We start from the raw sequence: 14,036 nt of genomic DNA, 5'->3' as shown, positions 1-14,036 counted from the left end.
ATACATGATTTTTTTGCGCAAGCGTAAAAAAATGTTGAAACTCCAGGCTTAAGTGTTAACTTAATCACATAATTTATTATAAGTGTGAGATAAAACTATGAATAAGGTCTGTCTATGGGCTATCAGTGGAAATAGTTTTAATTAAACATAAGTATTAACTTTATATTCAAGATCGACTTTCAGGATGATCTTCAACAAAAAACTCAGTGTTTGCAGAATGCTGAGTTTTTTATGCACATTAGAAATTGAAAAGTAAACGATTGCTTGATCTGTTAGAGCAAGCTGTTAAAAAGTGTGTAAAACATTGCTTGGATGATCTCTTTATTTTTTGCACATTATTTGTCTAACATATGCAATTCAAAATGATTTGTTGATGAGGCAGAGTAGTTTAGTGAAAGGAAAATTGTTGGCCTTAAACTTGCATAGATTCGGTAAACGGAATTTATTGGAACATATATAAAAATAAACTTAAAAGCATGTTTGTTTTTTCATCAATTTGTCATAAATTTCATGAAAAATAGGCATACCAAATGATAAATAGTTCAAATTGGTCTGAAATATTACAAATATTATTTCAGCCTGAAATATAATATTTTGCTCAAGTTGTATTGATTTTATTGGTGTAAGATACTAATTATAAATAATAAAAATATTAATTTTGTCGCTTGTGTAGCGAAACACTGAGGTGAAATAATTATAAATTTCACTTCATATGACCTCTATTTGTCATATAATTGTCACAATTTAATTGAACAATAAGCGCATTCTAATATTCGCTAACTTTCTGCATGAATTCGAATTTACCTCCCGTCTCAGATTCTGCACAATCGTCTCAAGCTGCTAAATCGACGAATGTCCATGTACCTACACCGAAATTTTTTATGCCGGTGTTTCTGACGATCATTATTGCTACCTTGATTTATATTGGGGTGCAAGTTAGTGCAGATTTAGCACATGTTCCACCGTTAAGTCTTTATTCAGTGATCCTTTTAGCGACAGCGTTATTTATCGCTTTGGGTTTTGAGTTTGTAAATGGTTTTCATGATACAGCCAATGCTGTAGCAACCGTGATCTATACCAATGCATTGCCTGCACCTGTAGCTGTCATGTGGGCAGGCTTTTGTAACTTCCTTGGGGTAATGGTTGCCAGTGGTGCAGTTGCGTATGGAATTATTGCATTACTTCCTGTTGAACTGATCATGAATGTAGGCAGTGGCGCTGGTTTTGCTATGGTTTTTGCCATGCTGATTGCGGCGATTCTGTGGAATTTAGGCACGTGGTTCTTAGGGATTCCAGCATCGAGCTCTCACACCTTGATTGGCTCAATTTTGGGTGTAGGCATCATGAACTACATTTTGCACGCTTCAACGGGTGCAAGTGGTGTAGACATGGATCAAGTGCTTAAAGTGGGTAAAGCATTACTGTTTTCTCCTTTGATTGGTTTTGCATTTGCAGCAATTGTATTTTTGATTGTTAAAAAAATATTTAAAAAACAACTTGAGTTGTTCCAACCCCCTGAAGGCAATAAACCACCACCACCTTTGATTCGTGCGATTCTGATTTTCACCTGTACAGGTGTAAGCTTTGCGCATGGTTCAAATGACGGTCAAAAAGGTATGGGCTTAATCATGCTGATTTTGATTGGTATTGTGCCTCTGGCTTATTCGTTGAATAGAGGATTAGACCAACAGCATTTACAGTCATTCTCACAATTGTCTGGTCAAACTGCGACGGCAATTTATGCACAGCATGCCGATATTCCAGATGAACAAGCGCGTGTAACCATTACTAAATTTATCCAAACCAAAGAAATGAATCCAGAAGTTGTTCCTGCATTGGCCAGTTTGACTGATCATTTGGGCGAGCGTGTTGGAAAATTTGGTGATCTAAAAGATATTCCAGAAGCAGAAGTATCGTCATTGCGTAATGATATGTACTTAAGCACCACCGCTTTTAAACGCTTGGATAAAGCTGATCAACTTCCAAAAATGGATGAAGCTCAAGGCAAAGTGGTAAAAGAGTATCGCAAAAACTTAGATTCTTTCCTCCAATATATTCCAAACTGGGTAAAAGTTGCTGTGGCATTGGCACTGGGTTTAGGAACAATGGTGGGATGGAAACGTATTGTGGTTACTGTGGGCGAGCGCATTGGTAAACATCATATGACCTATGGTCAAGGGATGTCTGCTGAACTTGTGGCGATGACTACAATTGCAGCGGCAGATGGCTTTGGTTTACCTGTTTCAACCACACATGTACTCAACAGTGCGGTTGCGGGAACCATGGTTGCCAATAAAACTGGATTGAATTTTGCAACAGTCAAAACGATTCTTTCAGCATGGATTTTTACCTTACCTGCAACGATTTGTTTATCAGGCGGTTTATTCTGGTTATTTTTAAAAGTATTTTAATTTAAAAGCTAGAGATGGCGATTGTTTTAAAAGTTGAATGATCGCTGTTGCTTGAATTAAAAAGAAAATGAGTGCACTCCGGTGCACTTTTTTTCATTTGGATAATGAAATTTTAAATTATGAATAACACAATTTCACCATTGAAAAAAACTTATAAAAAAATTAAGGTGTGGTTGTAAATCAAACTTGAGAAAAATGAGCATGTATTTAAGAAAATCACTTTGTGCTGCTGTATTACTTGGAATGTCTTTACCTGTATTTGCACAGGGAATTGTATTAAATAATGAAGATCTTCGGACAGATTTGAACTGGTTAAATCAGCAAGGTGTGATTCAAATCAGTACATCGACTTGGCCAATGAGTGGGGATGAAATTCAACGTGCCTTATCTCAAGCAAAAGTTTTAAACAATACTCAACAAAAAGTTATTGATTCAATTCAAAATGTACTAAAAGCAGATAATCAAACCGCAAAATTAGGTTTATTTGCCGAAACTGATCAAAAAAATATTCCTCAAGCTTTTGGGGATAGTGCAAAAGCACAATATGTGGGTTCATTAGAATTTAATGCAGGCGGTGAAAACTGGGATGCAAAGCTTCGTGTGAATGGTGAAAAAGATCCGCAAATTGATAACGGCCAAGATGTCAATGTGGAAGGTTCATACATTGCAGGAAAACTATGGAATCAGTGGGTTATTGCGGGTCAAATCCCAACATATTGGGGGCCAGGACATGATGGTAGTTTGATTCGTGGTGATGCCAGCCGTCCAGTTTATGGTTTTACTGTACAACGTGCTGAACAAAAAGCTTTTGAATCTAAATGGTTGTCTTGGATTGGCCCTTGGCAATATCAAGCATTTGCTGGGCAGTTAAATGATTATACGGCTGTGCCTGATACACGTTTAATGGGATTGCGCTTAACTGCACAACCATTGCCATATTTAGAAATCGGGGCATCACGGGCTTTCCAAATTGATGGAGAAGGTCAATCAGGAAGTGCAAAAGCTTACTGGAATGCTTTTATTGGAAAAGACAATGAGTGTGCGGATAGCACTTGTACGGGGGTGGGCAATCCATCCAACCAGCTTGCTGGATTTGATGCGCGTTTAAATCTTCAATCTTTGTTGAATGTTCCTATGAGTTTCTATGGGCAATATATTGGGGAAGATGAAGCGGGTTTACTACCCTCTAAAAAAATGTATTTAGCTGGTGCTGACTATTCCTCAAGTTTTAAAAATTTGCCGTACCAGCTTTATGTTGAATGGGCGAATACAGAAACAAATGGTGATCCATTAGGTGTTTCTTATAGTCATCATGTTTATAAAGATGGTTATTACCAACAAGGTTTCCCATTGGGGCATGCAATGGGTGGTGATGGTGAAATGATTTCTGTGGGTGGTGATATTCGTTTTGATGTGATGAATCGTTTATCTGGTCGTGCACTGTATGCCAAAGTCAACCAATCTGCTGCTCTCTTTGGTGATAAGCAAATCAACTTAGCCTTCCCAGAAAAAGACAAAATTAAAGCATTAGATTTAACTTGGACACATTATATTAAACCGACCATACCATTAAAAATTAATGGTTGGGTCAGTGATTCTGATCTACATGGCAATGATGCAGGTGCTTCTGTAGGGATTGAAATTCCTTTAGATAAAGCATTGTTCGGTCATTAAGTCCATAGTTTTCGGCTGTATATATTCAAGTTTCGGCATATACAGTTTGATAAGCTGGGACTAAGCTAAAATCGCTTTTTTAAATTTTAGAAGCGATTTTTAGTTTTAAGTTGTTGATTGAATTATTTGATATGCAGATCTTCAGTTTTTTTAAAGGCTGACTTGAAAAATGGGTGAGCTTTTTTATGTTTAGACTTGAATTTTCTCAAGTGTAAGCGTTTAACGGTCATTATTAAATGAATTACATCTATAGGTTATGCTAATGCTTTTTTATATTGGATAAATCCTGTTTTACTCGCAATACGATCATATAGATGTTGGGCAGTAATATTGGATTCTTGAGTGAGCCAATAAACACGGTTAAACTTTGTTGCGCAGACCTGATAACAATGCTCAATTAATTGTCGTGCTAAACCTTGATTCCTAAAAGCTTCATCCACAAATAAATCTTGTAGATAACAATAGGGTAAATCTGTCCACATGCTCATATGTGCAATCAAATGTACAAAGCCAACCACTTGACCATTTACTTTGATGGTAAAACCAAACATATCAGCTTGTTCAGGATTTGTGATTCGCTTCCAAGATAATCTTATTTGTTCATCACTGAGTTGTGATTTATAAAATGTTAAATAGCCGCGCCAAAGTGGAAGCCATTGCTCAAAATCAATCTGTTCTAGTGCAATAATTTGTGTGGTCATGCCGATCTCTTGTTGTTGCTTATGATGTTTTTATATATGAATATAAAAAAACAAGCAAAAGGGTTGAGGTGTAAATCACTATAATGAATATAAATTTTAATATGTGTAATAAGTACACGTTTTTGTGAGCTGGTGCTGTCAATGCCTATATCTGAGGAAAGACTTACTCATCTAAAACAGCTTGAAGCTGAGAGTATTCATATCATCCGTGAAGTTGCTGCTGAGTTTGAAAATCCAGTGATGCTTTACTCAATCGGGAAAGACTCAGCTGTCATGCTGCATCTTGCTTTAAAAGCATTTTATCCTGCTAAACTTCCTTTCCCACTGTTGCATGTCGACACAGGCTGGAAGTTTAAGGACATGATTAAATTCCGTGACAACATGGCAAAAGAACACGGTTTTGATCTGATCGTGCATCAAAACAAAGAAGGTAAAGATGCTGGTGTAAACCCATTTGATTATGGTAGCTCAAAATATACCGATATTATGAAAACCCAAGGCTTAAAACAGGCATTGGATAAATATCAGTTTGATGCTGCATTTGGTGGTGCACGCCGTGATGAAGAAAAGTCACGCGCAAAAGAACGTGTTTATTCTTTCCGTGATGCTAAACATCGTTGGGATCCTAAAAACCAACGTCCAGAGCTTTGGAATCTTTATAACGGTAAAGTCAATAAAGGCGAGAGTATCCGTGTATTCCCATTGTCAAACTGGACTGAGTTAGACATTTGGCAATATATCTACCAAGAAAGTATTCCTTTGGTACCTTTGTATTTAGCAGCTGAACGTCCAGTTGTTGAGCGTAGTGGTACGTTGATCATGGTGGATGATGAACGTATGCGTTTAAAAGAAGGTGAAGTTCCACAAATGAAATCGGTACGTTTCCGTACTTTGGGCTGTTACCCGTTGACAGGTGCGGTTGAATCAACGGCAACAACACTGCCTGAAATTATCCAAGAAATGCTTTTAGCCACCAGCTCTGAACGTCAAGGTCGTATGATTGACCACGATGAAGCAGGTTCGATGGAAAAGAAAAAGCAAGAAGGCTATTTCTAAGTATTTTTTATATGAATCTTCCCCTAACCCCTCTTTATAAAAGAGGGGGGAACTCCAGCAAGAAAACGGAGGACTTAGGAGGATTTAAAGATATAGCAACCGATTTCAAAATATTGTGGAGCTTTGAGCAATGTCTCATCAATCAGAATTAATTAGCCAAGATATCTTGGCATATTTAAAACAGCACGAAAATAAAGACCTGTTAAGATTTTTGACTTGCGGTAATGTGGATGATGGTAAATCAACATTAATTGGTCGTTTACTTTATGATTCAAAATTGATTTATGAAGATCAATTACAAGCAGTAACCCGTGATTCTAAAAAAGTGGGCACCACAGGCGATGCACCTGACTTGGCCTTGCTTGTCGACGGTTTACAAGCTGAACGTGAGCAAGGTATTACCATTGATGTGGCTTATCGTTATTTTTCTACTGAAAAACGTAAGTTTATCATTGCTGATACACCAGGGCATGAGCAATATACTCGTAACATGGCCACAGGTGCATCTACCGCAGATCTTGCAATCATCTTGATTGATGCTCGTTATGGCGTACAAACACAAACTCGTCGTCATACCTTTATTGCGAGTCTATTGGGTATTCGTAATATCGTAGTTGCGATTAACAAAATGGACTTGGTTGAATTCTCTGAAGCGCGTTTCAATGAAATTCAAGTTGAGTACAATAATTTTGTCAATCAATTGGGTGAGCGTAAACCTGCCAATATCATCTTCTCGCCAATTTCTGCATTGAATGGCGATAACGTTGTAAATAAATCCGAAAATACGCCGTGGTATCAAGGTAAAACCTTGATGGAAACATTGGAAACTGTTGAAATTACACATGATGTAAGCAAGCATGAATTCCGTTTTCCTGTGCAATATGTGAACCGTCCTAACCTCGATTTCCGTGGTTTCTGCGGTACGATTGCTTTAGGTGAAGTGAAAGTTGGCGATGAAATTGTGGCTTTACCTTCAGGCAAGAAATCAACTGTGAAAGAAATAGTCACTTTTGATGGCAATTTAGCACATGCAATTGCTGGTCAAGCAGTGACTTTGACCTTGAATGATGAAATTGATATTTCGCGTGGTAATGTCTTGGTCAAAGCAGGTGAGCAACCACTGATTTCCCGTTCTGCCCGTGCGACAGTCGTATGGATGACTGATCAGCCTTTAGTGTTGGGCAAACTTTATAATGTGAAGTTTGGTACACAAACCATTCCGGCTAAGGTTGCGAAGATTAACTATCGTACCAATGTCAACACATTGGAAAAAATGCAAGTTGAACAGCTTGATTTAAATGCAATTGCAGATGTAACGATTGAGTTTGATGCACCAGTGGTATTTGACCGTTATCATGATAGTCGTTATACGGGTTCTTTTATCTTTATTGACCGTTTAAGTAATGTGACTGTTGGTGCGGGTATGGTTGAAGCTGCGGTTGAATGGACTGCACACAATGAACCTGTCACTGCTGAAGCTCGTGCTGCACGTTTAGGTCAAAAACCTGCTGTGGTTGCTGTATCTGTTCAAGCACTTAAACATGCACAATCTCTTGAAAGCTTGCTGATTCAACAAGGTGTTGTTGCGATTGCAAAAGCAGGTTTATCAAGCGATCAAGTTGCATTGCTTCGTCAAACTGGTGTTGTGGTGGTGACGGATGTTGAACAGGGTGCTGATGTAGCATTTGCTCAAGAAGCGGTTGAAGAATTGGCTGAAAAAATTGTGGAATTGGTTCGTCTTTAACAGATTGGATTAATTGAGAGAAGCCCACCATAAGGTGGGTTTTTTATGCAAAAAATTTAATATATACAAGATAATACCAATCAACATCATATAGATTAAAGCATTTTAATTTTGCATTGTTTAATACTTTGAGTATATATCTTATTATAAATAAAGGGATTTTTAAATTTCTATTCTAAGTAAAAGTCCAGTAGTACTTTTTGTAGTGCTCAGCTAAATCTATTTAGAACTTCAATGAACTGTACGACTGTGCAAGCTTTAAAATAAGAAGAATTAACATTTATGGAATGCGATCAAAACAAACTTGCAACAGCACAAGCAATAAAATTTAGTTTTAATTCAAGTTAAAATTTAGTTTTAATTCAAGTTAAGATTTAATTGTAGGTTATGTAATGAAAACATTTTTCCTGATTGGTATTGCAAGTATATTGACAGCCTGTGCCTCAAACCAATCGAAGAAAATACATGAGCCGACCAAAGAATGCCGAAACTATCATGCAATGATGACGGCACCTATGGAGCCGATGGCAATACAACGTTTAAAACAAGCTTGTGATGAGTCCGAACAACAAAAATAATTAATGATAAATCGTGTGTCGAAGATTATAAAAAAATGCGCTAATCCCAAAGGCTTGGCGCATTTAATTTTTATATTGTTGCGAATATTGTAGTTAAAAAGCATGTTGCGTTTTTAAAGTCAAATACGCTCGTAAATCTTTTGGATAGTCTTGAATCAATTCTAAAAACAGCGCTTGATTACCTTGATATAAAGCACGCGTGGCTTCCTCATAATTTGGCATATTGCCTGACATTGCTGACATAAAACGATCAGTTGCCTGTTTTGCCAACATTTTATTGCTTGCTGAATCGGGGTTCTTTAACTCTTGGTCAATCAATTTTCGAATCACAGCAGATGCACTAGAACTTTGTTGATCTAACCAATCCCAATGCTTTTGCTGCAAAGTGATTTCACGAGAAATCACCCCCAATTTAGGACGTCCAACTTTTTTAACCGCTTCAGGTTCAGCATAACGTTGTTGAATATCGGTGGCAGAGTCCATGATATTGACATCAATAGCTTGACCCGTTTGATCATTAAAAATCAACACAGGTGTGGAGGTGTTTTGTTGAGTCTTGATGGTTAATGCTACGTTTAACAGAGAATCAGTGATTAAACGCTCATTGCCAATAAAAGCAGTGTAGGTGTTTTCAGTATTCATTTTAAAACCTTTGGATATTTTTATCTGGGTAAAACTAATTTGTGTTTGAATATTATCAGGGTAAAATTAAATTAGCAAACAAAAAATGATCAATATGGTCTTTGATGCTTAAAAAAAGCAATAAAAAAGCATGTAAATCTTTAAAAATTAAATGCTTACTTGCAAAAAATATAATGAGTTAAAGGCGATGACCTATTTTTAAACCATAAGTGAGCGCATGGTTATGTGTAATTAACAAATAGTTGGTTTTTTGATATTTGTTCTTACGTCTTTATCCGTTTGGTGCAATTTGTATAAACAATTGAAAACTATATTTTTGTAAGGATACTCACTCTATTTTGTAGACATTGGTGGCGAAATATTTGCACATGCACTGGTTTATGTTCAAATACAGAAAACATGAAAAGTAATGAATGGAATAGGAAAGAAAGTATGTCTACAAATAACATGCAACAGGTCATTATTACAGAACCTGGTGGTATAGAAAAACTGGCTTATGAAACGGTAGAAATTCCTCAACCCAAAGCAGATGAAGTTTTGGTTAAAGTCCATGCATTTGGGATTAATCGGCCCGATATTTTACAGCGTCAAGGCTTATATCCTATGCCAAAAGGGGTGACACCTGTTCCTGGTTTGGAAGTTGCTGGAGAAGTCATTGCCGTGGGGGGGAATGTCACTTTATTCGCTGTCGGGGATAAGGTTTGTGGACTGACCAATGGTGGCGGTTATGCAGAATATTGTGTCGTGCCAGAATCTCAAACTATTAATATTCCAGAAGCGGTAAGTTTTGTTCAAGCTGCAGCAATACCTGAAACCTTCTTTACCGTATGGGCCAATGTTTTCCAAATGGCGCATGCCAAAGCAGGTGAAACACTATTGGTACATGGGGGTACAAGTGGTATTGGTACAACCGCGTTGATGTTAGCGCAATCACTTGGTTTGAAAAGCTTTGCAACTGTAGGTTCTGATGAGAAGATTCAAGCCATTCGTCATTTGACTGATGCGATTAATTATAAAACTCAAGACTTTGAACAGGTCATTTTTGAAAAGACCCAAAATGAGGGTGTCGATATTATTCTTGACATGGTTGGGGCGCCTTATCTAGATCAAAATCTAAACCTACTCCGTAGAGATGGGCGTTTGGTCTATATCGCATTTTTGGGTGGTGCAAAGGCCAAAGAAGTAAAATTAGGTCAGATTATGATGAAACGCCTCACTATTACTGGTTCAACTATGCGTGCGCGTACAACTGCTGAAAAAGCTGAAATTGCCAAAGGTTTGATGGAACATGTCGTTCCATTGTGGGCAAAAGGTGAATGTTTACCCATGATTTATAAAACATTTAAGTTTGATCAGATCCAAGCTGCACATGCATGTATGGACACAGGTGAGCATATTGGTAAAGTTGTGGTGGAAGTGATTTAAGCTCACGTTGTTATACAAAGTTTTAAACTTTTGCCATTGTTTATGAATGTGTAGGGCGACTTCAATCTAACTCATATAGGTGAAGTCGCCATTAAAAACAACTGGTTAAAAGCCTGCTAATACGATCTTACCAATGCTTTTACCTGACTCAATCAGTGTATGAGCTTGGGTTATATGTTCAACATTGATTTGACCGAGGTTTTGTCCCAAAGTGGTTTTGATTCTTTGGTCATCAACTAATTTTGAAACTTTATTTAAAATATCACCTTGTCGGCTGAGATCTTTGGTTTGGAATGTAGAGCGGGTAAACATCGATTCCCAATGAACAGAAACAGACTTAACTTTAAACGGGTTGATGATAAAGTTTTCAGGATCATCAATTAAACCAAAATGACCTTGAGGCGCAATCAAATTGGCAATGGCTTGTGTATATCGCCCTGTACCATTAATTGAAAAAATATAGTTGGGCAGCCCAATATTTAAGTCTAGGACTTGCTGTTCTAAAGGTTGGCTATGATCCACAATATAATCTGCGCCAATTTCAGCGAGCCATGCTTTAGATTCTGGGCGAGAAGCTGTGGCAATAACAGTAAATCCAGTCAATACTTTTAACAATTGAACTGTAATAGAACCTACACCACCTGCAGCGCCGATGACTAAAATCACAGGCTTTTCAACTTTGGTGTCTTGAATTTTTAAACGGTCAAATAACATTTCATAAGCGGTGAGTGACGTTAAAGGCAAGGCTGCGGCTTCAGCATCACTCAATGATTTAGGTTTTAGCCCAACAATACGTTCATCGACCAATTGGAATTCAGCATAAGAGCCTTGTCTTTGGTTTGAACCCGCATAAAAAACTTCATCACCCACTTTAAAATTTTGAACTTTTTCTCCGACTGCTTTCACGGTCCCAACCGCATCATGACCCAAAATTTTCCAAGTATCATTGTCTGGCGAAGTACGCTGTCGCATTTTGATATCGACTGGATTGATTGAAATGGCTTTGACCTCAATCAGTAAGTCATGACCTGTTGCAACTGGCTGTTCGATTTCGATTTCGGAAAAAACATTGGCTTCTGAAATTGCGAATGGTTTTTTATAAGCAACAGCTTTCATACGGTTTCACTTTTTATTGGCATATCAAATCAATAGCAAAAAAATCTCAATTAAGAAAGCAAAAAATTGTCAGTCTATACTTATTGATAACATTTTATCGAATGGTCTTAATCAAAAAATTTAGACAGCAACAAGCGTATAGGTAAGATAAACAATTGCCAGCATGTGTAAAGCGGCAAAATCAGCCAATTTTCATGATTCAAAGTGCGGTTAAATGGTTGTCGTCCCTTTTGATAAGACGCTGGAGTAATTAGGTAAGCAAATATGAGTAAACTCACTGCCAATATAAGGAAAAGAGGTCGTGGTTGTTGAGCAAAATAAAAATAGATAAGATACAAGGCAGAATAAAAACTGGTACAGGCGAGTAGGGCTAAAACAGACATTAAAATATCATCCTTTATTGTTATTTGATCAGGTCGAGATACATCGCAGCAGATTAACATTATCTCTGACTTAATTTTAAAATTGTGCGAAAATAGAGTTTCTATTTATTTTTGTTTTAGGACTCCCATGACAGATTCTTCTGCTTCATTAAGTGATATTGAAATTTTAGACATTCTTCAATCGATGAAATCGGATGAACTGGATGTTGAAGCACAAAAAATCATTCGTGATGGCGGAAAAGCAGGGCGTCAAGAAGCACATAAACAGGCACTGGTTGCTTTACATCAAAGCTTTGAAGACAAACTTGTTGAAGCAGTGACTTTGGCTTTAAATTTAAATGAAGCACAAGCTAAAAAAATTCGTTATAAGAAAGATCGTGTCCGTATTTTAAAAGCAAAAGGTATCGATTATTTAGCCATTGATGGTGCAGAAACCGCTCAAGTGCTATCGCAAGTTGCTCAAGCGATTATTCGTGAAGATGCCACCGTGACGCGTGACCTGCATAATATTTTCCCTTTCTGGAAAGAAGGCTGGCCAATGGTGCAGTTCGATAGTGCCTATAAAATTTTAGAAGATGACATTTCAATTCATTATCAAGCATTGCTCGATGTCTTGATTCATCCTTAATTGGATTTGATTCTAAATAAATCATTGTTTTAAATAGATGATGAAAATAAACTATTTAAGATGAAAAAAAAGCCGATATAAATATCGGCTTTTGTCTATTAGTGTAGTGTTGAATAGAGTGGGAATACACCGAGCAGCATGGCTGCAACCAGCATTACCAAACAGGTCAGAATCGCCCATTTAATGGTGAACTTTTGATGCTGTCCAAATTCGATACCAGCCAATCCACATAATAAATAGGTAGAAGGAACCAATGGTGAGAGTAAGTGTACAGGTTGGCCGACAATTGAAGCACGCGCCATTTCTACAGGTGTAATACCATAATGACTCGCCGCTTCTGAAAGAATCGGTAACACCCCGTAGTAGAAAGCATCATTCGACATAAAGAAGGTCAAAGGCATACTAATCACAGCAGTAATTGGCGCTAAGAAAGGCCCCATACTTTGTGGAATAATCGCCACCAATTCTTTCGACATCGCATCAACCATGCCTGTCCCTGAAAGAATCCCAGTAAAAATCCCTGCAGCAAAAATAATACCCACAACGTTTAAGGCACTACCTGCATGATGAGCAACCAAAGATTTTTGCATATCGACGTCTTTATAGTTCACCACCAATGCTATACAAAGTGCGATCATAAATAAGATCGGTAAAGGCAAGACACCTTTCACCAAACAGATCATCAGTACAACGGTTAATAAACCATTGAACCATCTTAAATGTGCACGATTCGCTTCTGGGTTACTTGAAATTTGAATGTCATCACCATGACTAACATCAAGTTCAATAATACCTAAGCGTTTACGTTCCATACGGCCATACATAAAACCGACAAAGTAGAGCCAAAGAATAGCAGCCAGCATTGGTAAAACCATAGGCACAAAGATTTCACTTGCCTCTACATGCAGCGCACTTGCAGCACGTGCCGTTGGTCCACCCCACGGGGTAAGGTTCATGATTCCGCTTGCCAGCATCATTAAACATGCCATGATCAACGGGCTCATACCTAATTTTTTATAGAGTGGGAGCATCGCTGCCACACAAATCATGTAGGTGGTTGAACCATCACCATCAAGAGAGACGATGAGTGTCAGAGTAATGGTACCAATAACGACTTTAAGTGGATCACCTTTGACCAGCTTTAAGATAAATTTTACAGAAGGATCAAACAATCCCGTGTCAATCATGATGGCAAAATAGAGAATTGCAAAAAGTAGCATTACGCCTGTTGGTGCAAGTTTTTTCACACCGTCAAGCATCATTTCACCGAGCTGTTTGATTTCTAAATGCCCAAGGCTGTCGAAATAGAAGCTAAGACCGTAAGCGATTAATGCAAATAAAATTGGAATAAGTGTGAGTGCTGCAAGTGCAGTCATTCGTCTAGACATGATTAAGTACATAAAGCACAAAATCATGCCCAAACCTAATACGGTTAGCATAGTTCGATCCTTGAATGAGACTTTTTTAACAGAAGTCTTTTAGTTTTTTAAGCAGAAGCATGCTAATAGTTCTTTGATTAAATTAAAATATCCTTGTAGAAATACTGAATTCAGTACTATTTTTTAAATAAATAGAGTATTCAAAACAGATATTTAAAAATGAATATTATTTTTGCACCAAAATGGTTATAAAATATAAATCATTGATTTTTAAATTTATTATTTTTTTTGATTTTATA

Annotated in this window: 11 protein-coding genes; 7 read left to right on the top strand and 4 right to left on the bottom strand. The window is 37.4% G+C overall.

What is annotated here, in order from left to right; all coding sequences use genetic code 11:
* The first annotated feature begins 788 nt into the window (after nt 1-788).
* The gene (locus ASC84_RS11195) at nt 789-2,411 is read left to right on the top strand and encodes an inorganic phosphate transporter (RefSeq protein ID WP_056514663.1); all 1,623 of its coding nucleotides are present in this window, start codon (nt 789-791) and stop codon (nt 2,409-2,411) included.
* A 201-nt stretch (nt 2,412-2,612) separates the two neighbouring features.
* Complete coding sequence (locus ASC84_RS11190) at nt 2,613-4,085, top strand: capsule assembly Wzi family protein (protein WP_056514660.1); 1,473 nt, start codon at nt 2,613-2,615, stop codon at nt 4,083-4,085.
* Between the two features lie 254 nt (nt 4,086-4,339).
* On the opposite strand, the gene ASC84_RS11185 is transcribed toward ASC84_RS11190, so the two are convergent.
* Nucleotides 4,340-4,786: a GNAT family N-acetyltransferase gene (locus ASC84_RS11185; protein WP_056514659.1), complete on the bottom strand. Its 447-nt coding sequence runs from the start codon at nt 4,784-4,786 to the stop codon at nt 4,340-4,342.
* 147 nt (nt 4,787-4,933) lie between these two features.
* Here ASC84_RS11185 and cysD point away from each other — a divergent pair, with 147 nt between their 5' ends.
* The 3 genes from cysD to ASC84_RS11170 all read left to right on the top strand — a co-directional run bounded on the left by cysD (nt 4,934) and on the right by ASC84_RS11170 (nt 8,164).
* Complete coding sequence (gene cysD / locus ASC84_RS11180) at nt 4,934-5,842, top strand: sulfate adenylyltransferase subunit CysD (RefSeq protein ID WP_171066897.1); 909 nt, start codon at nt 4,934-4,936, stop codon at nt 5,840-5,842.
* Between the two features lie 130 nt (nt 5,843-5,972).
* On the top strand, nt 5,973-7,586 hold the full coding sequence (gene cysN, locus ASC84_RS11175; RefSeq protein WP_056514656.1) for a sulfate adenylyltransferase subunit CysN: 1,614 nt from the start codon (nt 5,973-5,975) through the stop codon (nt 7,584-7,586).
* Between the two features lie 392 nt (nt 7,587-7,978).
* Nucleotides 7,979-8,164 (top strand): hypothetical protein, encoded by a 186-nt coding sequence (locus tag ASC84_RS11170; protein WP_056514653.1) that lies wholly within the window; start codon nt 7,979-7,981, stop codon nt 8,162-8,164.
* Nucleotides 8,165-8,257: 93 nt separating this feature from the next.
* Here ASC84_RS11170 and ASC84_RS11165 read toward each other — a convergent pair whose 3' ends face one another.
* Complete coding sequence (locus ASC84_RS11165; protein WP_056514650.1) at nt 8,258-8,806, bottom strand: DUF2239 family protein; 549 nt, start codon at nt 8,804-8,806, stop codon at nt 8,258-8,260.
* Nucleotides 8,807-9,238: 432 nt separating this feature from the next.
* Between ASC84_RS11165 and ASC84_RS11160 the strand changes: the two genes are divergently transcribed.
* The gene (locus ASC84_RS11160; protein WP_056514647.1) at nt 9,239-10,231 is read left to right on the top strand and encodes an NAD(P)H-quinone oxidoreductase; all 993 of its coding nucleotides are present in this window, start codon (nt 9,239-9,241) and stop codon (nt 10,229-10,231) included.
* A 105-nt stretch (nt 10,232-10,336) separates the two neighbouring features.
* Here ASC84_RS11160 and ASC84_RS11155 read toward each other — a convergent pair whose 3' ends face one another.
* Nucleotides 10,337-11,347, bottom strand: a complete 1,011-nt coding sequence (locus ASC84_RS11155) for a zinc-binding alcohol dehydrogenase family protein (RefSeq protein WP_056514643.1) — start codon at nt 11,345-11,347, stop codon at nt 10,337-10,339.
* Between the two features lie 510 nt (nt 11,348-11,857).
* Between ASC84_RS11155 and ASC84_RS11150 the strand changes: the two genes are divergently transcribed.
* The gene (locus tag ASC84_RS11150; protein WP_004722775.1) at nt 11,858-12,358 is read left to right on the top strand and encodes a hypothetical protein; all 501 of its coding nucleotides are present in this window, start codon (nt 11,858-11,860) and stop codon (nt 12,356-12,358) included.
* A 98-nt stretch (nt 12,359-12,456) separates the two neighbouring features.
* Here the strand turns inward: ASC84_RS11150 and ASC84_RS11145 are convergent, their stop codons facing one another.
* Nucleotides 12,457-13,797 (bottom strand): CitMHS family transporter, encoded by a 1,341-nt coding sequence (locus tag ASC84_RS11145; protein ID WP_004722773.1) that lies wholly within the window; start codon nt 13,795-13,797, stop codon nt 12,457-12,459.
* Nucleotides 13,798-14,036 lie beyond the last annotated feature (239 nt).

The organism is Acinetobacter sp. Root1280 (assembly GCF_001425285.1).
Lineage (GTDB): Bacteria > Pseudomonadota > Gammaproteobacteria > Pseudomonadales > Moraxellaceae > Acinetobacter > Acinetobacter guillouiae.
Note: the sequence above shows the minus strand (reverse complement) of the source record. Positions and strands in the feature narration are given on the sequence as shown.

Bases quoted from the DNA above. Each gene is read 5' to 3' on its own strand.
- ASC84_RS11195 (WP_056514663.1), top strand. From the start codon at position 789: ATGAATTCGAATTTACCTCCCGTCTCAGATTCTGCACAATCGTCTCAA.
- ASC84_RS11190 (WP_056514660.1), top strand. From the start codon at position 2,613: ATGTATTTAAGAAAATCACTTTGTGCTGCTGTATTACTTGGAATGTCT.
- ASC84_RS11185 (WP_056514659.1), bottom strand. From the start codon at position 4,786: ATGACCACACAAATTATTGCACTAGAACAGATTGATTTTGAGCAATGG.
- cysN (WP_056514656.1), top strand. From the start codon at position 5,973: ATGTCTCATCAATCAGAATTAATTAGCCAAGATATCTTGGCATATTTA.
- ASC84_RS11170 (WP_056514653.1), top strand. From the start codon at position 7,979: ATGAAAACATTTTTCCTGATTGGTATTGCAAGTATATTGACAGCCTGT.
- ASC84_RS11165 (WP_056514650.1), bottom strand. From the start codon at position 8,806: ATGAATACTGAAAACACCTACACTGCTTTTATTGGCAATGAGCGTTTA.
- ASC84_RS11160 (WP_056514647.1), top strand. From the start codon at position 9,239: ATGTCTACAAATAACATGCAACAGGTCATTATTACAGAACCTGGTGGT.
- ASC84_RS11155 (WP_056514643.1), bottom strand. From the start codon at position 11,347: ATGAAAGCTGTTGCTTATAAAAAACCATTCGCAATTTCAGAAGCCAAT.
- ASC84_RS11150 (WP_004722775.1), top strand. From the start codon at position 11,858: ATGACAGATTCTTCTGCTTCATTAAGTGATATTGAAATTTTAGACATT.
- ASC84_RS11145 (WP_004722773.1), bottom strand. From the start codon at position 13,797: ATGCTAACCGTATTAGGTTTGGGCATGATTTTGTGCTTTATGTACTTA.